Source organism: Oxalobacter vibrioformis (assembly GCF_027118995.1).
Lineage (GTDB): Bacteria > Pseudomonadota > Gammaproteobacteria > Burkholderiales > Burkholderiaceae_D > Oxalobacter > Oxalobacter vibrioformis.
Genome location: NZ_CP098242.1, coordinates 300,780 through 325,093, shown reverse-complemented (window position 1 = coordinate 325,093; position 24,314 = coordinate 300,780). Strand labels below are relative to the sequence as shown.

General features: G+C 49.6%; 20 protein-coding genes and 1 pseudogene. 16 read left to right on the top strand and 5 right to left on the bottom strand.

Annotation, left to right across the window (positions count from 1 at the left end):
- The first annotated feature begins 156 nt into the window (after nt 1–156).
- The 3 genes from NB640_RS01705 (at nt 157) to NB640_RS01695 (ending at nt 4,240) form a co-directional block, all read left to right on the top strand.
- The gene (locus tag NB640_RS01705) at nt 157–1,389 is read left to right on the top strand and encodes a tyrosine-type recombinase/integrase (RefSeq protein WP_269309418.1); all 1,233 of its coding nucleotides are present in this window, start codon (nt 157–159) and stop codon (nt 1,387–1,389) included.
- 290 nt (nt 1,390–1,679) lie between these two features.
- Complete coding sequence (locus tag NB640_RS01700) at nt 1,680–3,134, top strand: hypothetical protein (RefSeq protein ID WP_269309417.1); 1,455 nt, start codon at nt 1,680–1,682, stop codon at nt 3,132–3,134.
- A gap of 212 nt (nt 3,135–3,346) precedes the next feature.
- Nucleotides 3,347–4,240, top strand: a complete 894-nt coding sequence (locus NB640_RS01695) for a tetratricopeptide repeat protein (RefSeq protein ID WP_269309416.1) — start codon at nt 3,347–3,349, stop codon at nt 4,238–4,240.
- Between the two features lie 85 nt (nt 4,241–4,325).
- Here the strand turns inward: NB640_RS01695 and NB640_RS01690 are convergent, their stop codons facing one another.
- The gene (locus tag NB640_RS01690; protein ID WP_269309415.1) at nt 4,326–4,613 is read right to left on the bottom strand and encodes a hypothetical protein; all 288 of its coding nucleotides are present in this window, start codon (nt 4,611–4,613) and stop codon (nt 4,326–4,328) included.
- Between the two features lie 85 nt (nt 4,614–4,698).
- Between NB640_RS01690 and NB640_RS01685 the strand changes: the two are divergent.
- The 4 genes and pseudogenes from NB640_RS01685 (at nt 4,699) to NB640_RS01670 (ending at nt 10,073) form a co-directional block, all read left to right on the top strand.
- Nucleotides 4,699–5,906: pseudogene (locus NB640_RS01685) on the top strand (IS256 family transposase).
- Between the two features lie 653 nt (nt 5,907–6,559).
- Entirely contained in the window at nt 6,560–8,053 is a 1,494-nt protein-coding gene (locus tag NB640_RS01680) for a hypothetical protein (RefSeq protein ID WP_269309414.1), read from the top strand.
- A 123-nt stretch (nt 8,054–8,176) separates the two neighbouring features.
- Nucleotides 8,177–9,019, top strand: coding sequence for a tetratricopeptide repeat protein (locus tag NB640_RS01675; RefSeq protein ID WP_269309413.1), 843 nt, complete (start codon nt 8,177–8,179; stop codon nt 9,017–9,019).
- Nucleotides 9,020–9,110: 91 nt separating this feature from the next.
- Nucleotides 9,111–10,073, top strand: a complete 963-nt coding sequence (locus NB640_RS01670; protein WP_269309412.1) for an IS481 family transposase — start codon at nt 9,111–9,113, stop codon at nt 10,071–10,073.
- A 256-nt stretch (nt 10,074–10,329) separates the two neighbouring features.
- Here the strand turns inward: NB640_RS01670 and NB640_RS01665 are convergent.
- A protein-coding gene (locus NB640_RS01665) for an IS3 family transposase (RefSeq protein ID WP_269309411.1) occupies nt 10,330–11,417 on the bottom strand; the annotation gives its coding sequence in 2 pieces (ribosomal slippage) (nt 10,330–11,165 and nt 11,165–11,417; 1,089 coding nt in all).
- A gap of 152 nt (nt 11,418–11,569) precedes the next feature.
- Here NB640_RS01665 and NB640_RS01660 point away from each other — a divergent pair.
- The 7 genes from NB640_RS01660 to NB640_RS01630 all read left to right on the top strand — a co-directional run bounded on the left by NB640_RS01660 (nt 11,570) and on the right by NB640_RS01630 (nt 16,908).
- Nucleotides 11,570–13,147, top strand: coding sequence for a class I SAM-dependent methyltransferase (locus NB640_RS01660; RefSeq protein WP_269309410.1), 1,578 nt, complete (start codon nt 11,570–11,572; stop codon nt 13,145–13,147).
- Nucleotides 13,148–13,490: 343 nt separating this feature from the next.
- Entirely contained in the window at nt 13,491–13,652 is a 162-nt protein-coding gene (locus tag NB640_RS01655; protein WP_269309408.1) for a hypothetical protein, read from the top strand.
- A gap of 273 nt (nt 13,653–13,925) precedes the next feature.
- On the top strand, nt 13,926–14,303 hold the full coding sequence (locus NB640_RS01650; RefSeq protein WP_269309407.1) for a hypothetical protein: 378 nt from the start codon (nt 13,926–13,928) through the stop codon (nt 14,301–14,303).
- Nucleotides 14,294–14,647 (top strand): energy transducer TonB, encoded by a 354-nt coding sequence (locus NB640_RS01645; protein WP_269309406.1) that lies wholly within the window; start codon nt 14,294–14,296, stop codon nt 14,645–14,647. Before NB640_RS01650 ends, NB640_RS01645 begins: the two co-directional genes overlap by 10 nt.
- 9 nt (nt 14,648–14,656) lie before the next feature.
- Nucleotides 14,657–15,439: an alpha/beta hydrolase gene (locus NB640_RS01640; protein ID WP_269309405.1), complete on the top strand. Its 783-nt coding sequence runs from the start codon at nt 14,657–14,659 to the stop codon at nt 15,437–15,439.
- A 100-nt stretch (nt 15,440–15,539) separates the two neighbouring features.
- On the top strand, nt 15,540–16,235 hold the full coding sequence (locus NB640_RS01635; protein WP_269309404.1) for a hypothetical protein: 696 nt from the start codon (nt 15,540–15,542) through the stop codon (nt 16,233–16,235).
- Nucleotides 16,236–16,356: 121 nt separating this feature from the next.
- A complete protein-coding gene (locus NB640_RS01630; RefSeq protein WP_269309403.1) occupies nt 16,357–16,908 on the top strand; it encodes a hypothetical protein in 552 nt (183 codons plus the stop codon).
- 26 nt (nt 16,909–16,934) lie between these two features.
- Here NB640_RS01630 and NB640_RS01625 read toward each other — a convergent pair whose 3' ends face one another.
- The 3 genes from NB640_RS01625 to NB640_RS01615 are packed head-to-tail and all read right to left on the bottom strand — an operon-like array spanning nt 16,935 to nt 21,082.
- Entirely contained in the window at nt 16,935–18,365 is a 1,431-nt protein-coding gene (locus NB640_RS01625) for an EH signature domain-containing protein (protein ID WP_269309402.1), read from the bottom strand.
- 3 nt (nt 18,366–18,368) lie between these two features.
- Complete coding sequence (locus NB640_RS01620) at nt 18,369–19,085, bottom strand: OmpA/MotB family protein (RefSeq protein WP_269309401.1); 717 nt, start codon at nt 19,083–19,085, stop codon at nt 18,369–18,371.
- A gap of 5 nt (nt 19,086–19,090) precedes the next feature.
- Nucleotides 19,091–21,082, bottom strand: coding sequence for a hypothetical protein (locus NB640_RS01615; protein WP_269309400.1), 1,992 nt, complete (start codon nt 21,080–21,082; stop codon nt 19,091–19,093).
- 385 nt (nt 21,083–21,467) lie between these two features.
- Between NB640_RS01615 and NB640_RS01610 the strand changes: the two genes are divergently transcribed.
- Nucleotides 21,468–23,678, top strand: coding sequence for a malate synthase G (locus tag NB640_RS01610; protein WP_269309399.1), 2,211 nt, complete (start codon nt 21,468–21,470; stop codon nt 23,676–23,678).
- 103 nt (nt 23,679–23,781) lie between these two features.
- Nucleotides 23,782–23,961, top strand: a complete 180-nt coding sequence (locus tag NB640_RS01605) for a hypothetical protein (protein WP_269309398.1) — start codon at nt 23,782–23,784, stop codon at nt 23,959–23,961.
- Nucleotides 23,962–24,314: the final 353 nt, after the last annotated feature.

The following is a 24,314-nucleotide window of genomic DNA, read 5'->3' as shown; positions in this document are numbered from 1 at the left end:
AAGACATCTAAAAAACCCGTATAAAACTAAGTGTTTATGCGGGTTTTGCGTTTTATGCGGTACAATGGGGTCCAATGGTATCTATGATTTATAGGGATAGATTTCAGAATATGTATATATCCCTAAAATGAGATATCCCTATTTGGAGGGTTTCATATGGCAAGAATCATCAAACCCCTGTCTCCTTTGCAGATAAAAAACGCCAAACCAAAAGAAAAACCATATAAATTATTCGATGGTAGCGGGCTCTACATGGAGGTTACGCCGATTGGTTCAAAGCTCTGGCGTATGAAAATCCGTATCGATAACAGGGAGCGCCTGTTATCGTTCGGCAAATATCCCGATGTCTCTCTTGAGCAGGCTCGTGCCAGACGGGACGAAGCCAGAAAGCAGAAGGCCGCTGGCATAGACCCTGGCGAAGCCAAAAAAAGACAGAAACGTGAGAAGGCTGAAAAGGCTGCCAATACTTTCGAAAAAATTGCCAGGGAGTGGCACAGTAACCGCCTAGAAACTTGGCAGCCCAACACGGCCAGAGATATCCTTCAGCGTCTTGAAAAAGACATTTTCCCGGAAATAGGGAATCTGCCTGTCAGCAGCATCACTCACAAACAGCTTATCGACACCCTGCGAAAAATTGAAAGTAGGGGAGCGCATGAAATCGCAAAACGCCTGAAGGCCAATTGTGCCCGTATCTTCAGCTATGCCATCCAGCACGGCCTGACAGACAGAAACATAGCCAACGACCTCACAGAGGTCCTAAAACCCGTCAGAAAGGGCCATTTCGCGTCCATTACCACAGAAGAACTTCCAGCCTTCCTCAAAGCCATGAACCAAAACGATGCCAGACTTTACATGCCCACTCGCATCGCATTACGTCTCATGCTCCTTTTGTTTCTGCGGACCAGCGAACTCATTGAAACGCCATGGTCAGAAATCAATCTCGAAACCGGTGAGTGGGTCATTCCATGGAATCGCATGAAACGTGGCAAACTCGCCATGAATCCCGACAAAACAGATCATCACGTGTGCATGTCTAAGCAGGCATTAACGCTTCTCAGAGAGCTTCACAGTCTCACAGGTGGTAGCAAGTGGCTCTTTCCTAACCAGAGAGACCCTCAAAAGCCCATGAGCAATGGCGCTATTCTCATGGCTATCAGGCGGATGGGGTATCAAAACCAAATGACCGGTCACGGCTTCAGGGCACTTGCAATGAGTACCATCAAAGAAAAACTGCACTATCGGCATGAGGTAGTAGATAGACAGCTTGCTCATGCACAGAAGAACAAGGTCGACAGTGCTTATGATCGTGCCATGTTTCTTGATGAGAGAAAAAAGATGATGCAGGACTGGGCTGATTATCTCGATGAACTTCAGGCAAGCAAGATCTGAGTCAGATATTTATCTGAGATTTATTTGGGCGTTATAGCAAATAACTAGATAAACGGGAAAAATCAGCGTGTGACCTTTTATATGAAGCCCGCGCCAGTTATTGCTTGTAGAAAGATAAAACAAAGATTCGAACAAACAGCCCGAGCCCCCTTGACAGCACGGTATAACAGTAGATAGCACAGCGGCCGCTGTGCTTTTTTACTTTATATATAAAGGAAGTTTTATGACAAAGATTTATGAGAACCAAAAAGCGCCACTGTTCTCTCGTTATTCCTGGAGAGGAGGGGACTATGCCCGTTTTTGATGATGAAGACCATAGGCAAGAAACTGTACCCCAACCCAAGGGGATGTGGAGCAAGCCCGAATTGGAGGAAACACCTTCCATAAAAGCAGTATTGAAGGGATTCGATGAGATCGGTCAGCCGTATCACGATCAACCTTCATGGAGAAAAAATACTCCTGAGGTGGAATTGCCGGATTTCAACGCCGGTGCATTCGAGATGCCCAAAACGCCGGATACGTCCGATCTTTACAAATCTAGCAAAATCGGGTTTATGCAACATGCCGGCAGCCAGCAAGAAAATACCTTGGGGATACCAGAATCAAGGTCGTATAAAGCCAGCTTTGACCTTAATTCGTCCAACCGTCTTGTCGACGATATGAGCACGCACAGAGAAAACATGGCCTTCGGGGATGATCTCAGCCGCGCTGTTGAAGCACAAAAGCTCAAGATGGCGAGCAGCCGTGCTCATCTCCAGAGGATGGACCAAATAAAGGCTGCACAAAAGGCAAGTGCTCAACCCACGGCAGCAAACAAAGTATCACCGGTAGCTGTTCCTACTTCCACAACCAATCGTTATCCGGAGAACTTTGATGATGAGTTGGTGCGGAAAACGGAGGCAGAGGGAATGGGCCAAGTGGGCAATCTGTTGGTTGATGGCATCGCGGGTGGTGTGCAGAAGTACGGGCCATTAGCAACAAGCGTCATGCATGGCGATCATATCGGTCAGAGTCTCACCAACACCTATTCATCCGATCCCGAACGTTATAGTACGCGCATTGGTGAAACGCCAGAAGTCAATCACAATTCCCTGCTGCAGCCTATCAGTGATAACCGTGAAGCCCAGGGCGCCGGTGTTATTGAAGACGGGATAAATCTTCACAAAGGGCTCAACCTATCCAAAGACAAACGGCTACTCAATCTCAGACAAATGCTGTTTGCCTTTGACAATAGCTTGAAATTGCTTGATTCCAGGCATCAACCCAGGCAGGACCATTTGGGCGAAATCAGGCGGCTCGAGGAGATGATTGCCGCAGGACAGCAGTCTGATCCGAAAAAAGCTGATGAAGACTTCGGAGAAACGATGCAGCGCCTTCGTGGTTCTTTCTACAAGGACGTCGTTGGCCAGCAATTGGTTGATGTCATCGAGTCCCTGGCAACAGGCAACGCTTCACTTGCTTTGACCGGATTCAAGCATGCAGCTGTTACGGCCAGTGAGATGTATACCAATGAGGCACTCGCAAATGGTGAGGGTGACCTTATCAAAGCACTTGATTATGGGGGCGGAAATGCCATGAAAACTACGGCATTCAGGCGATCAATGAAGGTGCTTGGTGATGCCATGCCACCCAAGACGCGGGCACTATTTGGTGTTGTTGTGGATGCGATGGTCAACGACATGCGCGATAAGGCAGTTAAACGGGTTAGTCCGCGCTCAACTCGCCGTACGGGAGATGTGAACTGATCTGCGTCTGAAAAGAACAAGGGAGAACACCGTAACAGTGATTCTCTCGATACAGAATAAGGCCTGTTATTTTTTGCCATTTAGGGATAAGCTTTAGCGAGCTTATCCCTTTTTTTAGAGTATTTAACATGAAAATCCCAAAGCAGATACTCTGCGCAAGCTTGACTTTCTTCTTTTGTGTCACGGCTTTTGCGGGGAACAAGGAAGATGGCATGGAACTATATAAACAGCAGAAATACAAGGAAGCTGCAGCCTGTTTTCTCAAAGCGGATGCGTCCAGGGATCCTCAAGTCCAGAACCGTCTGGGGTACATGTACCTGAACGGTCAGGGTGTGCCCAAAGATGCCAAATCGGCGTTTGAATGGTATACACGCGCTTCACAACAGAACTATCCTGATGCTTTCAGCAATCTGGGACGGATGTATGAACAGGGCAGGTACGTAAAACGCGATGACAAAAAAGCGGCTGCCCTGCAGCAGAAAGCGATCGATCTCGGATCAAGCGCTGGAATGAACAATCTCGGCCATATGTATGATCGGGGTATTGGTGTAAGCCAGGACACAAACAAGGCCATTGACTATTATGTCAAGGCAGTAGAGAAGGGCAACACGGATGCCCTGTGCCGTCTAGGAATAAAGTACAAGGAAGGTGATGGTGTGCCTCAGGATTATGCCAATGCCAAAATGTTGTTTGACAAAGGTGCTGAGCATGGTGATACCTGTTGTGTGAGTGGTTTGTCTGACTTGTACTATGATGGGCTGGGTGTACCCAAAAACCGTACCTATGCATTCAAATATTCCATGATTGCGGCAAAGATGGATGATGCCGGTGCACAATATGATGTTGCGCGTTCGTACCATTATGGTATTGGAGTCAAACAGGACTTGAAAGAGGCTTTCAGGTGGTATCGGACAGCGGCTGACAACGGAAGTCCTGAAGCAATGGATATCTTGACTGATACTTATCTTCTTGGCAAACTCGGGCAAAAAAAGGACGAGATCAAAGGGAAAGTGTGGGAAAAGCGGGCAAAAGATGAAAGGTCAATGCGAAGAGAGAAGGACCCTGATCCTGAACAGGTGCAAGCGAGACGAATGCTTGAGGACTGACTTTCTGATATGAGGTAGCTGATTCTATTCAAGAGGGGAAAACTGCACATGTGGTTTTCCCTTTTGTTAAATGTGAAACGACGGATCAGGATAATGATATATCCCATATGGTGCTGGGATATGAATACGAGCGGGGGAGAACATCTCTTAAAAATTCATGGGTGCATAGTTCAAGAGGCACCAAAAATAAATGCTGAATACTCAAAGACAGACGTAATGCCGGGCGAATTTCGCCCGTTTTTTTTGATGGATGGAAAAATTTATGAGCTGAAAATGGCACAACTGCTTTCTCTGTGTTGATTAGGCTCATTTTCAAGAACTGGAAAAACGAGATCAAATCTTGAAGGTCTTCGATGGTGTTGATGCGATCCATGGACTTTATACAGAACAGGCTCAATTTTCGAGCCTGTCCTAAAATTTGTGTAAGTGCTTATCATCGTAGTTGAAAGGAGATAAGCATGAAAAGAGAAGAGTTAGAAGCGTTAGCCAAAGAGGCGGCCAAAGGCATCAAGACCCAGGAAGACCTGGCTGATTTTCGTCGGATGCTGACAAAAGTCACAGTTGAAGCCGCCTTAAATGCCGAACTGGACGCCCACCTGGGCTACGGCAAACATGAGAAAACAGAAGCCGCCAACAACCGCAACGGCACCAGCAAAAAACAGCTCATTACCGAAGACGGTCCCCTTGAACTGGCGGTACCCGGGATCGGGACAGCAGCTTTGAGCCACAACTCGTCAAAAAACATGAGCGTCGCTTTCGTACCATGGGAGACAAAATACTCAGCCTTTACGCCAAAGGCATGAGTACCCGGGAAATACAGGCCACCTTTTTGGAAATGTACGATGCGGAGATATCACCGGCCCTGATTTCCAAAATAACAGACGCCGTCATTGATGACATCATCGAATGGCAGACAAAACCTTTAGAAGCCATCTACCCCATCGTCTACCTGGATGGCATCGTCGTCAAGATTCGCCAGGACAAACAAGTCATCAACAAATTCATCTTCCTGGCATTGGGAGTAAACCTGTCAGGACAAAAAGAACTGCTGGGCATGTGGTTTGCTGAAAATGAAGGGGCGAGATTCTGGCTTTCCGTTCTGACCGAGCTGCAAAACCGTGGCGTCAAAGACATCCTGATCGCCTGTGTTGATGGTTTAAAAGGCTTTCCTGACGCCATCCACAGCATCTACCCCCAAACTCGCGTTCAACTGTGCATTGTTCACATGGTGAGAAACAGCCTGAAGTTTGTCTCCTGGAAGGACTACAAGGCTGTGACAGCAGATCTGAAGCAGATATACCGGTCTGTCACCGAAGAAGAAGCGTTAAAGGCGCTACAAGCCTTCTCTGCAAGATGGGATGCAAAATACCCCCAGATCAGCAAAAGCTGGCACAGTCACTGGCATAATCTCAATACGCTGTTTGACTATCCGGAAGATATCAGGAAAGCGATTTACACGACCAATGCGATTGAATCGTTAAACAGCGTCATTCGCAAGGCGATCAAAAAGCGCAAGTTGTTTCCAACGGATGATTCTGCCAGAAAAGTGGTTTACCTGGCGATTAACGATGCAGCAAGGAAATGGTCAATGCCCATCAAAAACTGGAAGATGGCGCTGAACCGGTTTATGATTGAATTCGGAGATCGAATCGCTGTTTTCGTTTGAGGAAAAAATCCGCACTTACACAAAAATATAAACAGGGTCGGGTTATTGCATATCGAGCGGGGCAATGGATCGTGAATCCGAGAAGGTGAAAGAGCAATAACCAGCGTATCTCATCATGAGTCAGCAGCCATATCAGGCTGCATCAAAGACCGTATATATGGCTGCAGCGACCTCCGTGCCCTATCAACTGTCTCTTGCAATTCGGGAGGTGTCCATATATGCCCCACACGGCCTGCCCATAGAGGCGACCATGTATAACGAGAAACCGCCTTACGGCGGCTCTCGCCAAGTCTAGGGCTGTCAAACCCTTTCCTTTTTTTCAGGAATTACCACAGCTTAGTGGTATCAAATCCCTACCGTCAAGCAGAACTCTCTTTCTTATTTCCGGAAACAATCAGTGCAAATGACAATGGATTTGGGTATTTCCTCGAATTTTCCAGCAGACGCGCAGATAAAAAAGAAAAAACAACGGGTGGTTTATTTCCTGAAGCTCGCTACAGCACTTGCTTAAAGGGCGATGCGGACAAAGTTTGGACAAACTTTCTGAAGGGGGTTGACAGCGCGGTATAACAGTGAGGCACGTAGCGATTGCTGTGTTTTTTCTATAGGGGACTGCAGCCCCCGGTTCAATAACTTACTGGTAAGGATTTAATATGACAGAATCAAATAATGGAAGAACTCTTGGCGGGCCTTTCGAGATGCCGAATTATGGCGATGCCGTGAGTAATAACATGTATAACATGTTCTCGCTGTGGGATGACGATGACAAACATCCTGGAGTCGAGATCATCAGAAAAACCAACAGCTTGAGCAGCTCACCTGAAAACGGGTTCGGGAGCAAGGCCGGCCAGTCTGTCGCAGACTTCAAAATCAGCGACTTTCCCAAAGGAATGAAAACCTGGGAACCGGCCTCAAACAAGGAGACAACTCCTTCTCATAGAGCCAATGACGCGGGATTAATGTCCAATTTTACAGCGGACAAGCCTCCTTCGATAGCAAACCAGGTTGCCGGTTCTGTTGTGGCGGGGATGAATGCTGATGGACAGGATTTGGCTGATGGTTATCTGAAATACAATCCGGTTGCCAATCCACAGCCTGCCAGAACAAACGAGACATACTGGGAAGCGCGAAAAAGCACTGAAGGGATTACGGCTCCAAAGACAGGAGATCGCCCCGTAAGGCAGGGTTTTTACGCTGTAGCATCCACGAACAACAATGCCGGTATGGAATATCTTCCCGCCATGCAGGGATATCTGCAAAAAGGCAGAGTGGAGGGAATTGACGCCTCAAATACGACAGAGTCGAATTTCACCAACAGGATGGCAGGCCTTGCTGCCAGCCCGGTAGCAGATACCTACCGGAAACATTATCAAAATACCGCTGATTCCATTGATGCTGGCAACAGGAATCCCAGTCTCATAAAAGATTCGGCTGATGAGTATCACGATTTCGTCCAGAAGCTGGCGGATTGGGGTGGGGGTGCCATGGAGGGTACCGCGGAACATGACTGGATCGATGATGATGATGTGGAATTGGGAGGGCAGTGGGGGGATGCCCTGGAGATGGCTGCATTGGAAAAAACCGGTATGGCTGCCAAGAGCGTAGCTGCAATCAATGAGATGCTTCCGACGAAAGACAGGATCATCAAGGATCAGGCTGCATTTGATCAATGGATCAAAGAAAATAACCGGAAGACGCGGGATCTGAAAAAGGGTTTCATCAATCTTACACAGGTTATTGATCCGAAAGACCCCGTCAAGACCTACAACAACGTCAAGCGACTTTGTTATGAAACACTTCTTGGGGAGTATATCTTCGAGGCCGCATTAGTTGTTGGCACCAGAGGCAAGGCTGCATCAACCACAAGATCAGCCAAGCTGATGAACATGATGGCAAACAATTATTACAATGCAGATGAGCGTGATCAGATCCGCCTGGAAAATATTCAGCATAACAGCCAGTTTCGATTTGGCCCCGATGAAAGCGAGGCACATGCCAGACTGAACGGCATGGCAGATACACTCGATTCGTCCACCGCTACGGCCATGAAACTTTTCATCAAGATTCTTCCAGATGTGAAAAGGCAGGAGTTTCTGGATACTTATGATGGTGTCAGGAAAGATTGGACCAATCCATTTAAACGTTGATCCCTGACAGGCGAATTTACTTGAGGGGGAGGTTGGCGTCTTCCCCTTTTTATCCGGGAATCAGGTCTTTTAAGGATCAGGCCGCTATAATGCCTTGTCAGACCAATAACCGAAAGAGATCTCGTGAAAAAAGCAAATCTGTTGCCTTTCCTTTTCGCTGCAATAACACTGTTGTATAGCAGTGCTTTTGCAGGAGACAAGGAGAATGCCATTCAGTACTTCAAAGCCGGTCAGCTTGAAAAAGCCTTTCCGCTCATGAAGAAAGCTGCTATGACAGGCGACGCCGAATCCCAGGAAATACTGGGAGGGATGTACCTGGAAGGGCTTGGTACAAAAAAAGATCTGCTTGAAGCGTCAAAATGGTTCAAAAAGGCGGCCGAACAAGGGCTACCGGAATCCCAGTACAACACGGGGACGTTCTACGAGGACGGCACTGGTTTCACGAAAGATGCTGTAGAAGCTTGCAGATGGTACTCCCTGGCGGCAAAACAGAATGATCCCCACGCCCAATTCAAGATGGGCTGGTGTTACCTCAAGGGGATAGGTGTCAGGAAGAACCCGGAAGAAGCTTTCAAATGGTACCTGAAGTCCGCAGAGCAAAACACGAAAGAAGCATTCTTCAATGTCGGGTATATGTATGACTTTGGCGTAGGCACAAAAACGGATGGACAGCAAGCGGAGAAGTGGTATCAGAAAGCAATAGTCAATGGCTCATATGATGCCTGCTACCAGTTAGGCTACATGTATATCTACGGCAAGAACATCAGGAAGCAGCCAGATAAGGGAATAGAGTTGATCCGCATAGCAGCTGATAATGGCGTGGCAAAGGCACAGGGCGCTCTTGGCTACGAATATGAGCGCGGCTTGTATCTGGAAAAGGACATCGTCAAAGCTAAGAGTTGGTACGAAAAAGCAGCCGCACAGGGAAATGAGCAGGCAAAAGAACGGCTGGTGAATCTGAAATAAATCACTACCCAGCTTTTTCAATGGATAGAGATCATTCTGGCTAACTTTAAATGTGTGATTCATACACATCGTTTCACTGTAACATGCGTTGATGAAACGAGAAATACAACAGAGATTACAGTGGGTGCAACTCTATGAGAAAACGGGTGATGCCGGGTTGGTCTGCCGAAGATGCGGCATATCCCGACCAACTCTGAGGAAATGGTGGAAACGCTATCAGGAACACGGGGTAGCAGGACTTGTCAGCCAGAGTCGCCGCCCAAAAAATTCACCAGCCCAAAAAGTCAGCCCTCAGGCAGAAGAAATCATCCTTGAAATACGGCGTTCCCGTAATCTTGGTGCTCGCAGGATTCAGGCTGAAATAATGCGCCTCCACGATCTGTCTTTGTCATTGGCAACTATCCACAAAATACTCATACGCAACCAGGTAAAACCTGTTCTGAAAATCCGAAAAAAAGCAGGATTTATCCGGTATGAGCGCCCGATTCCCGGTGATCGTGTCCAGATGGACACCTGCAAAATAGCGTCAGGACTATTTCAATACACGGCCATAGATGATTGCACCCGTTACAGGGTCTTGAGGCTATACAGCCGTCGCACAGCAGCCAATACTCTTGATTTTATTGAGCATGTGGTAGATGAAATGCCCTTTCCTGTTCAGCGCGTTCAGACTGACAGAGGTCAGGAATTTTTTGCCATCAAGGTCCAGGAAAAATTCAGGGAATACGGCATCAAATTTCGCCCCAACAAACCCGGCTCTCCGCATCTGAATGGAAAGGTTGAACGTTCGCAGAAAACAGACCAAGCTGAATTTTATGCCACCATCAGACTGGATGATCCAGAGCTACACTCCCTTTTGGCAGAGTGGCAGCATTACTACAACTGGGACCGTCCTCACAGTGCCCATAATGGAAAAACACCTGTGGATCGATTTCACGAGTTGATCGACGATACACCTTTTTCTGAAGAAGTACTGGAAAACTTTTATCCAGAAAAAGAGCGCATTCAGGAACAGAGTTATCAGCGCGATTTGGCTGTCAGAAAATTGAAATGATGTCTGTGAATCGCACACTTTAAAGTACATAACATGAAAATATCAAAGCAGACCCTTTGCGCAGGTTTGGCTTTTATCCTTTGTGTCACGGCTTTTGCCGGGAACAAGGAAGATGGCATGGCACTATATAAACAACAGAAATACAAGGAAGCCGCAGCCTGTTTCCTCAAAGCGGATGCGTCCAGGGACCCTCAAGTCCAGAACCGGTTGGGGTACATGGGTAATCCCCCCTTTTTAGGGTGGATCGGAAGTAGCGTTATGCGGTCATGGCCAACCGGTGTTTAGGTGTGATGCCGCCCAAGGCCATGTTTGGGCGTTCATGATTATAATGCCAGACCCATCGGGTAGCGAAATCCTGTACCTCTGCAATTGAGGTAAACAGATATTGAGCCAGCCATTCATATCGCACTGTCCGGTTAAAGCGCTCCACATAAGCATTTTGTTGGGGTTTCCCCGGCTGGATATACTCGATTCGGATGCCTCTTTTATGTGCCCAGTTCTGCAATGTGGCGCTGACGTATTCCGGGCCGTTATCGCAACGGATCACTTGAGGCGACCCTCGCCATGAAATGATTTGTTCCAGACAGCGAATAACCCTTTCTGAAGGCATGGAGAAGTCGGCTTCGACACCCAGCGCTTCCCGGTTAAAGTCATCAATGAGGTTCAATAACCGAAAGCTTCTGCCATCTTCCAGTTGGTCATGCATGAAATCCATCGACCAGACCTGGTTGCTCTTTTGGGGAACACTCAGGATTTCCGGCTTTTCCCCTGTCATGCGCTTTTTGGGACGGATACGAAGGTTTAATTCAAGTTCACGATAAATGCGATAGACGCGTTTGTGGTTCCAGCCAAATCCTTTGACGTTGCGCAGGTGCAGATAACACAGGCCAAATCCCCAGTTGCGGTTGTTGTCTGTCAGTCGCATCAGCCATTGGGCAATCTGTTCGTTTTCGGCATTTTTCCGGCTTTGATACCGGTAACAAGTTTGACTGACCCCGAATGTCTCGCAGGACAGACGGATGGATATCCTCTTGTCGGCAACGGCTCGCCTGGCCATCTCCCGCCGTTGAGATGGCCTTACCACTTTTTTTCGATGGCTTCTTTGAGTATCTCTGCTTTGAGGCGCTCTTCAGCGTACATCTTCTTGAGACGGGTATTTTCGGCCTGAAGTTCTTTCATCCTGGTTATCATGGCAGTATCCATGCCGCCATATTTGGCTCGCCATTTGTAAAACGCTGCTGAACTCATCCCATGTTCACGGCATAACTCCGGTACGGGAATCCCGGATTCGGCCTGCTTTAATATCGCCATGATCTGGCTATCGGTAAATCTCGACTTCTTCATGTAGAACCTCCTTCTCTTCATGTAGAACCTCCTTCATAAGAAAATTCTACTTCCAATTCAAACTAATCAGTGGGGGGATTACCCCCCGCATTGCGCACTGTGCTGGGAAGCCATAAAATCAAAGTTTTGCCCGGAACAGGAAGGAAAGCCCAATGCGCACCCATACGGAAGGATATGTCACCGACCTTGCTTATGTTTCCCATTTTCAGCGTGAGCTGACGCCGGATTTCATCCGGTTCTGCCTGCTGATGAGTGGGGCCGATCTGCCTGAGTGCGCCGAGGGTGAGCCTTTCCGCTATCTGGAGCTTGGCTACGGGCAGGGGCTTTCGCTTAATATTCACGCCGCTGCGGTGCGGGGTGAGTTTTGGGGAACGGATTTTATGCGCGAGCACGCGGATAATGCTCAGGGTATGGCAACTGCTGCCGGGCTGGGTAATGTTCATGCGCTGAATATGAGTTTTGCCGATCTTGAAGCTTATGGCGAGGCAGGCAATCTTCCGGCTTTTGATGTTATTACCCTGCATGGTGTGTGGAGCTGGATTAACGCAGAAAACCGGGAGCATATCCAGAACATCATTCGCCGCCATCTCAAGCCTGGCGGTATTGTTTATGTCAGCTACAACGCACTGCCGGGCTGGGCTTCGTTCATGCCGGCACGTGAACTGATGATCCGTTATGTTGATGCCATGGGTGCGGGTCTTGATAGTGGAACGCAGACGCGGCAGGCATTTGCTTTCGCAAAGTCTTTCGCAGAATCGGGTGCGGCGTTTTTTGCCGAGCAGCCGCAGGTGAAGGAAAAGCTTGAAAGCCTCCAGGGGGAATCGGTGCAATATCTCGCCCACGAGTATATGAATCGCAACTGGCAGCCGTTTTATTTTGAGGATGTGGCAAAAGAGTTGACAGCTGCGCAATGCGGCTTTGTCACGTCGATGCATTCGCAGGTACGGCTGGACGCCTACCTGCCGCAGGAAGTGCTTTCCGCCCTGGATGCTGCGCCTAATACTGCCATGCGTGAAACGCTATATGATTTTGCGGTAAACCGCGCATTCCGTGCGGACTTGTACATGAAAGACTTGCGTCTGCTTTCATCTAATGAACGTCAGGAGCGTCTTAATGGCTTGTGCTTTGCCCTGAGCAATCCGCTGGATTTTTTCTACAATCTGGAGCGCTTTTCCATTCCTACACAGCTTGGTTCGATCATCCTGCGCGAGGAAACCATTGTGCCGCTTCTGGTGACGCTGGCTGAAAAATCCTGCATACCCAAATCGGTTGATTTCCTCAAGAATCACCGGCGGCTGGCTGGTATGAAGGAAGACCAGTTGCTCTACCTTCTGGCGATACTGACATGCGCGGGCTATCTTCATGTAGCCCGTGAGAATGTCTCGCAGGAATCACGCGATGCCTGTGCTCGTCTTAACCGTGTGCTCTGCGAACAGGCGAAGGCTGGCGAAGGCGCGCCTTTTCTAGCGTCACCTGTCACAGGTACGGGTATTGCTGCCACGCGGATGGAACGGCTTTTCCTGCTTGCTCGGGCTGACGGCGCCAAGGAGCCTGAAGACTGGGCTGACTTTGTATGCAAGACATACGCGGACAGCGGCACGGTCATTACGGACAGCGGCGGTGATCCGCTCTGGCCGGAAAATGTGCTGCCGCATGTTGCCGCTATAGCCGCTGATTTTGCGCGTGAGCAGCTTCCCTATCTCCGTGCGATGGGAGCGCTTCCTGCGTAGTGGGAATCTGATATGCCATGCCGTTATTCTCGGCTCAGGTGGGGTTGCTGATGGAGTATCCCCGGATTCAATATGAGTCCTTCAGTCGGCCTTGCCTGCCGACCGGCTGAAAGAGTTGTTGGCAAACATGTCGGCCTTGCTTCATCCAGGTGACACGGTGTCTCAAAAATACAACTGCAGATAAAACCATGTAAATAAATATTATCTGATAGAAAACATGGGGTTAAAAAAATCAGGTGTTGAGGCTGCTTTTACAGGGAAAGAAAATAGTGTTCTAATAGCGCCAAGGAGAGTTCAGTTGAGAATTTAGGAGAGTAATACTTTTAAATTAGGAGCTGAAATCATGTCTTCTGGAACTAATAAAGGTGTTGGTTCACTTTTAGCTGGCTGTGTTGCCTGTTTTCTTGTTGTCGGTCTTGTTTTTACCGGCTTTTATGAAAACGGGACGCCTGACACGGTACTGGCTAAACAGATTCATCATGAAGCACAAAGCATGCAATCCTGATAGGGTGTTTACTATGTAAGGTATTGACTGTTTTTGTGAAACCCGCGTCAGTGACGCGGGTTTTTTATTTCCTGCTGCCAGGGCTGAGCCGCCTGCTTTGGTACGTGCAAAAACGCAGGCTGACGTTACAATGCCGTGTATGCGCATCAGACTTTCTTTTATCCTCCTTTTTTGTCGGGCCTGTTATGGCAGGGTATTCTTCATGCCGCTTGTACCCGTGAGCAGATGGGACAGGCTTTCCAAATGCGCGGTTATTTCTACGAATGCTCCGGCATGGCTGATATTTTTGAAGAGCGGATTGCGCCTTACATGAAAGCGCTTGGGGAAAAGGTGGAAGGAAAAGAAGTGTTCCCTGACGATGTCTGTTATGACATGAATCTCATGTTTCAACTGGCGGATGACATACTCGCTGGCGGGGATGGATCGATTCCCCTGAAAAATCCCTGGGGCAGCCGTACCATTGATGAGATGGTGGAAAGAAGAATCCGTTTTCAGGCGCTTTATGATGAGCGGGTTTCCCGTGGAAGGGTGACATCCGGTATTGAAGTGGCTGTGCAGCGGGAGGTGGATATTCTTGACGAATTCCAGGGGGATTCCGCAATATTCCCTCGACAGTCGATGCTGTTTATCGCGAATATGACATGGCGGTAAAGGCAATGGAAAGTGAATCATCCCGGCAATCGGCTTCCGAAAAAAAGGCGAGCGTATCGCAGGATAATCTCTCCGCTATCAGAAACCATATTTTGCAGCGGGTGACTTATCCCCAGGCTGCGCAGGAGCAGGGCATTTCCGGAAGAGTCGTCTGCCAGTTGATGATTGATCGGTATGGAAATATCGTGCATGCGAGCATTGTCAAAAGCGCGCACCCTTTGCTTGAGAAAGCCGTTTTGCGTGTGGTTCATCTCATGCCCCAATGGAAGCCGCTTCCCTATACCGGAGACGGTGAGCCAATGGCGGTATCTATTCCCGTGACATTCCGTTTGCAGGGGAGGTAGGGAGTCATTATGCCTGGTCGATACAGAGGTCTTTATTCTCCTGATGACGAAGTGTATGACTCGCCTTACAGCAGGGGGATGGCATTTGATGAGGTTACTTTCGAAAGTGCTGATGGCACCCGTCTGTCGGGCTGGTTTATCTATGCCAAAGGCCTTGCTGATCCACGCCAGGCAAAAGGAACCGTCATTCATATGCACGGCAACGCACAGAATATGACAGCGCACTGGCAACTGGCCCAATGGCTGCCGCTGCGTGGATACCATCTTTTCACCTTTGATTACCGGGGGTTTGGCCAGTCTGATGGGGTGCCGGAACCCAAAGGGGTGTTTGAGGATGCGGTTGCCGCACTGGATTATGTTCGTTCCCGTCCGGATATTGATACGGAAAAGCTGTTTGTCTTCGGGCAAAGTATGGGAGGTATGCTGGCGATTGCGGCGGCTTCTGCCAGTCCTGAAGGAGTACGCGCTGTTTTTGCCGAGTCCCCGGTATATTCATACTCCCTGTCATTTCGGGACCGGATCCCGGAGCACCGGCCCCAGGCGGATGATACCTATTGTGCGGCAGGGCGGGTTGCACAGCTTGCTCCTGTTCCCCTTTTGCTGTTACACGGCACCAGTGACAATGTGGTGGATTATTCGCATTCCCTTGCGCTGATGGAAGAGGCAAAAGCGCCAAAACAGCTTGTCACTATCGAGGGCGGGGGCCATATCGATGCGATGACAAGGCAATACGGCAGCCGTTATCAGGATCTGATGGTGGCATTTTTTGAAGAGGCGGTCTCTGCGCCATAGCAAGGGAAGGGAGAGCGCTTTCAAGCGGTATATCCTGATAGCACAGGTCGCCTAAAAGCGTATAATGCCGTTTTCCGGCAAAACCCGAGGTTATCACATCGTGTCCCGCAATTATTTCTATTCCGGCAGGAGAAGCTGGTTTTATCATCCGCTTTTTTCACCCATCCTGGTTATCTGCCTGGCAGTCCTTCCATTGGCAAACTGGTTCCTGCTGGACAGGGATACCGCGATCCGGATGACTTTTATTGTTGATGATTACCTCACAATCGGCCTGTATATCATTGCCCTGGTTGTTGTTTATCTTTATCGCCCGAGGGATAACAACCGGAAGCAGAATTTCAACTTCTGGCTTTTTGAGTTTGTTATCCTGGGTGCGCTGTTTCGTGAGCTAGGTATCCAGCACTGGCTGACGCAGACAGACACGACAGCGCTGAAAATCCGGTTTTTTCTTAATCCGGCTAACCCGATCAGTGAAAAGATTGTGGCGGGTCTTTTTCTGCTCCTGTGGGCTGTGATTGCCATTTATCTGCTGAAGCGCTACACCCTTTTCATGATCCGGGAGTTTTTCAGGGGAAATGCGGTGGTCTGGACGATTGCCACGACCTGCGCTGTGACGGTGTTTGCCAAATTCATTGACCGCTATCCAGCTAATTACCAGCGTTATACCGGTGAAGCGATGAGTCTTTTCTGGGATACGGGATGCTCTTCTTTTGAAGAGATCTATGAGGCATATATCCCCATTCTTCTCATGATCGCGGCCATCCAGTTTGCCCGAAACAAAATCAGGGTGGATTGATCAGGGCAAAGGGAATTCTGTTACATTGAAATAGGGGGTAAAGTGCCTTTTGTCCCTTGTTTTGAAAATGCTTTTATACCGATAACATAAAACTCTTTTCAGCAGTTTTGCAGGAGTATTTATGGCTATCGGCCTCCTTGCCTCCGTTGGCATCAGTCTTGTATCGTCCATCTTTCAGGGAGCGACGTCAGGTGTGTCGTCAAAAGGCGCTGACGTTCAACAAGCCGAGACAAAATCCGAACCATCGTTCAAGGTGAAGCTAAGTGAGGCCATGGACGCAATGAAAAAGAATGCTGGCGCATCCAGTACCACCGCGACAAAAACACCGGTGGATCAACTGCTCTCCAAATCATCCGATTCCGTTAAAAAGGCCTGGGAAAAAACCCGGGAGGAGCTGGGGCTGGATGGGGAAAACAAGAGCTACTATGTCAATCAACTGGCAATGATGTCTCTCATGGCAGAAGCTCGCTTGAGCGGGGGGATTGATTCCCAGGGCAATATGGCGCTGAACCAGGCAGACTTTTTCGGTTCCAGCACGTCTTCTGCGATTGATGCTGTGGATGCCGTGATTAACCGGCTGAATAACCCGGTTCCGGGATATGAGAGTCCCCGGGACAGGCAGGCTGCCCTGGAAATGTTTTCGACATTCAAGCAGAATCTTATGAATGCCTGATCGGCTTTCACAAAAAGCGCATACGCTCAGTTTCTTTTACGGATATTCAGCCGTATCAGGGCGGCCTCGAAGATTGCTTCCCAGCGGTTTTCCCTGGTGTCACGGTGTTCGAGCATCTGGACAAAGGCGGCAGCCCGCTGGTTTCTCAGCTCGGCGCCTGTCACCTTGAATCCCCGCTTTAATTCAAAGGGCAGTTGGGTGCGCCTGTCATAGATGTATGCGGGAGTATGGTTATCGCCAAATTCCACAATGGCATGGTTCCCCATCATCAGAATACAGGCATTGTTATCCGGTGCCCCGGCCCTGTCGAGTCCGAGCAGATGGCCTTCCATGGCCCTGCGGATTTCAATGAAGTCACGCGTGGCGTTGTTGCTGGCATGGCTGCCCAGCGCAAAATAGAGGGCATCAATCCGGTGATGGTATTGCATCCAGAATTCAGCGCGTCGCACATCAAAGGGGGTTCCTTGCGCCAGTATCCAGAAAAACTGGCGTACCAGATGCTGCTTGATCCAGACAGAAACCATTTTTCTGGCTTCTGTACTGACGGGTTTCCATCCCTGAGCCTGTTCGGCAAGCCAGGGGTTTTTCCATTGTGAAACAGAAAAGTCCCGCAGGCGTGAGTTGGTTTCGGTTTCGTCACTGACCGCATAGCGGTTGATGATTTTTGCCAGCCCTTTATCAACAGACCAGCGGTGCCGGTTCAACAGGTTGATCGATATATTGATATGCTGCTTGAATTCGGTATCCGGTTTTTCAACAATTTTATCCACCTGCTCGTAAACCAGCCCGCGCGCAAACCAGGATGATGTGCCGATATTCAGGCGTTCACACACATTTTCAAAAGCGGTAAAGTCATTTTGCAGTGCCGCGCTGACATAGGCCTGAGAAGGATTGGGTGAGAAAATATCCGGGTGTTCGGCAATGGCATTGACCCAGTCGGGATTAAAATTTTCTGCTTGAATACAGGATTGACGCCGCTGCAAAAATTCGCGGAGCATCTGCCGGTTTCTCCAGCCTACCTCACGGTTGTGATAGGGGCCGGCAGACGGATTCGGAATGCCGGGTTCATAGGCAAAATAAGCGCTCATCAATCCCTGGAAACAGCGCCTGAAAAGACGCGGACGATGGTGAAATCGATCCACGTACTGCAACAGCATGGGAAATGCCTGCGCATCTTCCATGAGCAGGGGAAGGCGCTGGTCATACAGTACCAGGCATCCATGACAGACATGCCGCGCGTGCAGGATGCTGGAAAAGCGCCTGTCGGCACGGTATTGGCGCAAAGCGGCCAGTATCCGGTTGCCGGGTAGTGGCTGTAACCCCGTGACAAGGGTAATCCATTGGTCCAGCTCGATCAGTTCGGCCTGAATGGGTTCCGGATCAGCAAAGGGACGCTCGGTAAAAGCGTCATGGCTTGCTTTCTGAAGGCTGGTTCCCAGGCTGTTGATGAGTGCCATGGTTTATATCCTGCAAACGCCAAAATTCCCGCGTGGAATATCTTCATTTTTGACGCGCGTTTCATCCAGTTCGTAGTATTCCAGGCGCAGCTCGATGCGGCGGCTTTCTTCCAGGGATTTTTTGGCTGAGTTGAAGGAATACCCGCCGACGAGGAAGAGATCACGGACTTTTTCCTTATCGTCATCACTTAGCGGACTTTCCCCCTCGCCGACAGTTGCCAGCAAAACGCAAAGCACGCGCTGGCTGCGCTGGAGGCTGAGATTGAGGTTCATGAGATAGTCGCCTCGCTGGTCGGCAAAGCCTTCAACCACAATCCGTTTGAGCCATTTTTCTCCTGGTTGCTGCTGTGCCAGCTGGAGCACATCCGGGAGAAAGGCGCGAAGGTATTTTGCCTGCTCTGCTGTCAACTGTGAGCTGCCGGTTTCAAAACGGACGCGGTCTCCAAAGTCGATGACATTTTTTTCCCGGTTAATGGTCATGCCGGGATGCTGTTTTGCAACGCCTTCAAGCTGGGTGAGAAGCTGGCTGATCTCCTCTTCGCGAGCAGCTTTTCGCCGTTCGGTTTCCGAGACGGTTTTGGTAACAGCTAAAAGGGCAACGCTCATCACCAGAAGAAAGAGTACCATCAGCGCTGTCATGAGGTCGGCAAAAGAAATCCAGAAGGGTTTTTCGCCTTCGTCCCTGTTTTTTTTGCCAATGATTATGCGCTTGCCCAGCATGATGATTACCTGTTTGTGCCGGGCCAGGAGCTGCCGGACAAGGATTGCCTGACGGTTCCCAGCTCTTCGAGTGTTGTACCGAGTTCCTGAATCCCGATACGGAGAAGCGAGACGGAATCTGAAAGCGCTTTCTGGAAATCCTGATTGGCGCTGTCAACGGCGGTTGCCATCCCTGAGGTAAACGTATGATGGGCGGTTTCTATGACTTCGGATACACGGGCGAGATAGCCATCCGCCTCTTTCTGGGCGCTGACCAGCTTGTCGGTGGCATTTTCGATCAGGATAAGTACATCCCCGGTGAGCGTGGCTTCGCGGCGGGATTGCTCAACAGTGATACGCAGGGACTCAAGGAAGACGGTCATGGTGTCACGGGCTGCCTGATAGTCGGAAAGCACTTTGCCCAGTTCATCTGAAACGCCGGTGATGGAACTGGATACCTGGCCAAACTGGGTGAGCAGCTCAGAGGTCTTGCCAAGTGTGCCGGTCATATCCCGCCCGGTTTCTGCAAATGCGGTTGACGCAGCATAAAGCACATCTGCCCCGGCATTCAGTTGGGATACGGTTGTGCCGGTGACATGACGCATGGCGTTTACCGCCGTTTTCATTTCATCCACAGCGCGAATGACGCCTTCAGCCAGGAGATCAACCTGTTCACCAAATTCACCGACAACTTTTCTGCCTTCCTGTGCCAGCTCTGACTGGTATTGCCTGCCGGCTTCTGATGCGGCCTGGATCTGGCCGCTCATGCTCTGGATGACAGCGGCCATGTGGTTGGCAATATCGTCAAGTGTGTGTTGCAGTTTGGCCTGTGCCGCATCCTGTGAGTTGGAAACGGCCAGTGTGAGCTGCTCGACAAAGGCACTCATCTTGTCATTCATGATTTGCTGGCGTGACTCGGCACCCGCCATGGCCGCAGCAAGCTGATTGGACATGGCGCTGGCACCACGCTCCCCGGCTGATTCGACATTGTTTGCCATGCTTTCCATGCGCGACATGGTGTCATGTAGGGAGCGCAACGTTTGCTGCTGCACTTCATTGATATTGGAAATCTGGTCACCCAGCAGTTCGCGCAGGTTTTCATTAAAACTGCCCAGAAGATCGTGCATCATGGCATGTACGGCTGTCCCCTGTTCTGCGCTGACATTTTTTACGGCATCAGCCATCTCTGCCAGTGGCGCTTTCAGACTGTCAGCAATGCTGGAACTGATGCGGTTTCCCAGGATATCGATAGCTGAGAGCTGTTTTTCGGTTTGTTCCGCCATGATCTGCCGGAGTTCGCCGACCAGCGCATTCTGCATGGGAGCGGCCTGGCTGACTGAAAATTCGGATGCTTTGACCAGGCGTGCCAGATATTCTTCACCGACACCGGCAACAAAGAAATCATCCAGTAGCTGAACCAGTTCTTCTACCCGGGTATGCAGCTGGTTGAGTATCCATTTTTCGATGAAGGTCACACCCATTGCCAGGGTGATGGCGACCGCCGACACAACAAAAGCCATGGATACGCCATGCAACAGATGGCTCAGGCTGTCACGGACAATGATAGGATTTTCGGATATCTGGAAAGCATGCAGGCCTAAGAGCAGGCCGGAAAAGGTGCCGATAATGCCCACACCAGTGAAAATACCAGGCAGATGACGGAAAAAATCGGCACGCAAAGGGATATCAACGATGACATCAGACCTGAAAAAAGCTTCGGCAGGCATGGTTGAGCGCCGCTGTATCTCCTGCTGGCCGGTATAAGGATTGGTTTCGACCTGCTCATGCAGGCTGTCCGCATATTCACGCCAGAGGGGCTTCATGATGCCCGTATCTTCAAATACGTCATCAATGGTTTTTTCCGGGTTCTGGCTGAGTGTTTTGAGTCGTCTGATTACCCGTGACAGCTCTCCCCGTACACGGAAGGAGGGAAAGAGAAAGCGGAAAAGAAAATCCAGTGCAAGGATGCCAAGAATGGCAGCAAAGAGGTAAATGTGTATGGGCAGATTTTCAATCATGGGCGTGAGGGCAGGGTATCGGGCGTAATCGCCGGGTTGTTTGTACCTGGTTTATCCGAGAATTTCTCCATCATACCGTTTTATGTTTCATCAGGGCAACATCAAGAGGTGAAGCATCTGTAAATTTGCCCCGCTTCTGCACATTTTTATGCTTTCATGTAAGATGAATCGTACACAGCAAAACCGTGTGACATTTCCTGATGTATACCGTTCAGGCCCAGAGTGCGGGCTGACAGGACGATACCCATGTCCTGCCGGCTCTTTTACCGAAACCGCGTTTTGAATAAGGTGTTTCCTGTCGGTATTCGTTGTGCCTTGTTCAAAAATTCAGCAACTCAATAACCGCATTACATCTGAACAAGCAGTCTCTTGGGAAAAGATCATTATGAATAATCGAATCAATTGTCACAATCTTCAGGTAGATGCCGCCCTGCATGCCTTTATTGAAAACGAGGCATTGCCGGGAACGGGCGTGGACAGTGCTGCTTTCTGGAAGGGCTTTGACGAAATCGTCCAGGATATGACGCCGGGGCTTAAGGAGTTGCTGGCTGAGCGTGAACGCCTGCAAAACGAAATTGACGAATGGCATCGTCAGCATCCGGGTCCTGTTACCGATATGGCAGCCTATAAAACATTCCTTACGGATATCGGTTATCTGGTGCCGGTACCTGAAGATGCCAGAATCGATCCAGTCAATATGGATTTTGAGGTTGCCTGGCAGGGTGGTCCACAGCTTGTTGTACCGCTTACCAAGGCGCGCTATGTCCTGAATGCGGCCAATGCCCGATGGGGAAGCCTTTATGATGCGCTGTATGGCAGCGACGTTATTGGCGAAGAGGATGGCGCGACACGCGGCACCAGCTACAATCCGGTTCGTGGCGACAGGGTAATTGCCTATGCCAACGCATTTCTTGACAAGATCATCCAGCTTGAAAAGGGCTCTCACCGCAGGGCGGTGGAATACAGGCTGGAACGTGGTGTGCTTCAGGTTCGTATGCAAAATGGCGCCATTACCACCATTCGCAATCCGGAAGCGATTGTCGGTTTTACAGGAGATTCCGGTTCTCCCGAGTCGATCCTTTTTTGCCAGAACCGTTTGCATTTCGAGATTATTTTCGACAGAAATCACTCCATCAGTAAGCAGGACCCGGCTGGCAAACGGGATATCATGATTGAGTCTGCGACTACGGTTATCATGGATTGCGAGGACTCTGTCGCGGTTGTGGATGCGGATGATGCCGTTGTTGCCTACCGCAACTGGCTTGGCCTGATGAAGGGCGATCTTGCAGAGTCTGTCAGCAAGGACGGAAAAACGTTTACCCGGAAAATGAATCCGGATCGTGTCTACAAACCGCTGGGTGGCGGCAAGCTGATTTTGCCGGCAACAAGCCTGATGCTTGTGCGCAATACCGGGCTGCTGATGACGAACCCGGCGATTCTCGACAAGGATGGCAGCGAAATCCACACCGGCATCATGGAAGCGGTTATCAATACCCTGATCGGCAAGCATGACCTGGAAGCCAGGAAAAATTCCCGCAATGGTTCGATCTATGTTGTGATTCCCAAACTGCATGGACCGCATGAAGTTGCTTTTGTCGAAGCGCTGTATTCGAGAGTGGAAAAGCTGCTTGGCCTGCCGGAAAAAAACACGGTCAAACTGGGGATTATGGACGAGGAACGCCGTACCAGTGTCAACCTCAAAGCCTGTATCCATGCCGCTCGTGATCGTCTAGCCTTTATCAATACAGGCTTTCTGGACCGTACGGGCGATGAAATCCATACCTCAATGGAAGCCGGGCCGATGTTTCGCAAGGGGGAAATGCGCCAGTCCCGATGGCTCAAAGCCTATGAGATCAACAATGTGCAGGTTGGTCTTGAGTGCGGTATGAAAGGGCTGGCCCAGATAGGGAAGGGCATGTGGGCCATGCCGGACAATATGGCAGAGATGATGGAACAGAAAATCAATCATCTCAGGGATGGCGCCAATACGGCATGGGTACCGTCGCCCACAGCAGCAACACTGCACGCCTTGCACTATCACATGATTGATATCGAGGAAGTACAGGATGAGCTGGAAAACGTGCATGACAAAATGAAGGACTATATTCATGACGTCCTGTTGGATAATCTGCTGACGATTCCTGTGACCGGCAAGCCGGACTGGACACCCGAAGAAATCCAGCAGGAGCTTGATAACAATGCACAAACCCTCCTGGGTTATGTGGTGCGCTGGGTGAGTCTGGGGATCGGTTGCTCAAAGGTGCCTGATATTCATGATGTTGGTCTGATGGAAGACCGTGCGACACTGCGTATCTCTACCCAGCTTATGGCAAACTGGATTCGCCATGGTATTGCATCTAAAGCGCAGGTGCTGGATACACTTAAACGTATGGCGGTTATCGTGGATAAGCAAAATGCCGATACCGAGGGGTACCAGAACATGAGTGACGACTTTGAACACTCACCGGGTTTTCTTGCCGCCTGTGACCTGATTTTTGACGGATTGAATCAGCCCTCAGGCTATACGGATCTGATATTGCAGAACTACAGGCAGCAGGCCAAGCTGCATCCTTGTGGAGAAGGGATAAACTGCTGATCCTGATAAAACGGGAACCTGGCCGGCATGCCTGAAGGGGTGCCGGCTTTTTTATGGCCAATCAGGGAACCCTATTCTCTTTACAGGTTGGAGGAGTTACAGCATGAAAGCAAACAAACGCAAGCAGCTTAAAAGCAAGAGAGATGAGTGCCGGGAAAGATTGAGAGATGAATACAAGGAGGTGATGGGTTCCATGGATAAGCAGATCCGTCAAAATCTGGAGGTATTAAGCAGGCAGCACATCAACAAACAACGTGGCGGCCTGAGAAAATCAGATCGTTGACGTCAACATCAAAGCCAGGAGATTTTATGAAAGACGATCGGGACAGCAGCAATATCAGCGAACAGGTTAAAACGGCTCCCCAGTCAATTGACAAGATCACCCAGAAAGGTCCCGAAAAAAAGCACCTGCACGCGAGCCCAAACACGAGGTCAAAATGAAATCGGAAAAAGGCATCAATCCGCAGAGCCGTAATCCACATGAAACAAAATGAAAACGCGGCAAAATGACTGATTTCAACGGCAGACAGTTTTTTCTTCCCTTACGTGGTCTGCCAGCTTCAATCGTACCCCCAGGTATGTTTTTTTTTACTCTTTTTCAGCAAAATCCCGTTCTCACAAAAACATATGGCATAT

Coding starts and splice junctions, on each gene's coding strand:
- NB640_RS01705 (WP_269309418.1), top strand. CDS start 157: ATGGCAAGAATCATCAAACCCCTGTCTCCTTTGCAGATAAAAAACGCC.
- NB640_RS01700 (WP_269309417.1), top strand. CDS start 1,680: ATGCCCGTTTTTGATGATGAAGACCATAGGCAAGAAACTGTACCCCAA.
- NB640_RS01695 (WP_269309416.1), top strand. CDS start 3,347: ATGGAACTATATAAACAGCAGAAATACAAGGAAGCTGCAGCCTGTTTT.
- NB640_RS01690 (WP_269309415.1), bottom strand. CDS start 4,613: ATGGATCGCATCAACACCATCGAAGACCTTCAAGATTTGATCTCGTTT.
- NB640_RS01680 (WP_269309414.1), top strand. CDS start 6,560: ATGACAGAATCAAATAATGGAAGAACTCTTGGCGGGCCTTTCGAGATG.
- NB640_RS01670 (WP_269309412.1), top strand. CDS start 9,111: ATGAAACGAGAAATACAACAGAGATTACAGTGGGTGCAACTCTATGAG.
- NB640_RS01660 (WP_269309410.1), top strand. CDS start 11,570: ATGCGCACCCATACGGAAGGATATGTCACCGACCTTGCTTATGTTTCC.
- NB640_RS01655 (WP_269309408.1), top strand. CDS start 13,491: ATGTCTTCTGGAACTAATAAAGGTGTTGGTTCACTTTTAGCTGGCTGT.
- NB640_RS01650 (WP_269309407.1), top strand. CDS start 13,926: ATGGCTGATATTTTTGAAGAGCGGATTGCGCCTTACATGAAAGCGCTT.
- NB640_RS01645 (WP_269309406.1), top strand. CDS start 14,294: ATGGCGGTAAAGGCAATGGAAAGTGAATCATCCCGGCAATCGGCTTCC.
- NB640_RS01640 (WP_269309405.1), top strand. CDS start 14,657: ATGCCTGGTCGATACAGAGGTCTTTATTCTCCTGATGACGAAGTGTAT.
- NB640_RS01630 (WP_269309403.1), top strand. CDS start 16,357: ATGGCTATCGGCCTCCTTGCCTCCGTTGGCATCAGTCTTGTATCGTCC.
- NB640_RS01625 (WP_269309402.1), bottom strand. CDS start 18,365: ATGGCACTCATCAACAGCCTGGGAACCAGCCTTCAGAAAGCAAGCCAT.
- NB640_RS01620 (WP_269309401.1), bottom strand. CDS start 19,085: ATGCTGGGCAAGCGCATAATCATTGGCAAAAAAAACAGGGACGAAGGC.
- NB640_RS01615 (WP_269309400.1), bottom strand. CDS start 21,082: ATGATTGAAAATCTGCCCATACACATTTACCTCTTTGCTGCCATTCTT.
- NB640_RS01610 (WP_269309399.1), top strand. CDS start 21,468: ATGAATAATCGAATCAATTGTCACAATCTTCAGGTAGATGCCGCCCTG.
- NB640_RS01605 (WP_269309398.1), top strand. CDS start 23,782: ATGAAAGCAAACAAACGCAAGCAGCTTAAAAGCAAGAGAGATGAGTGC.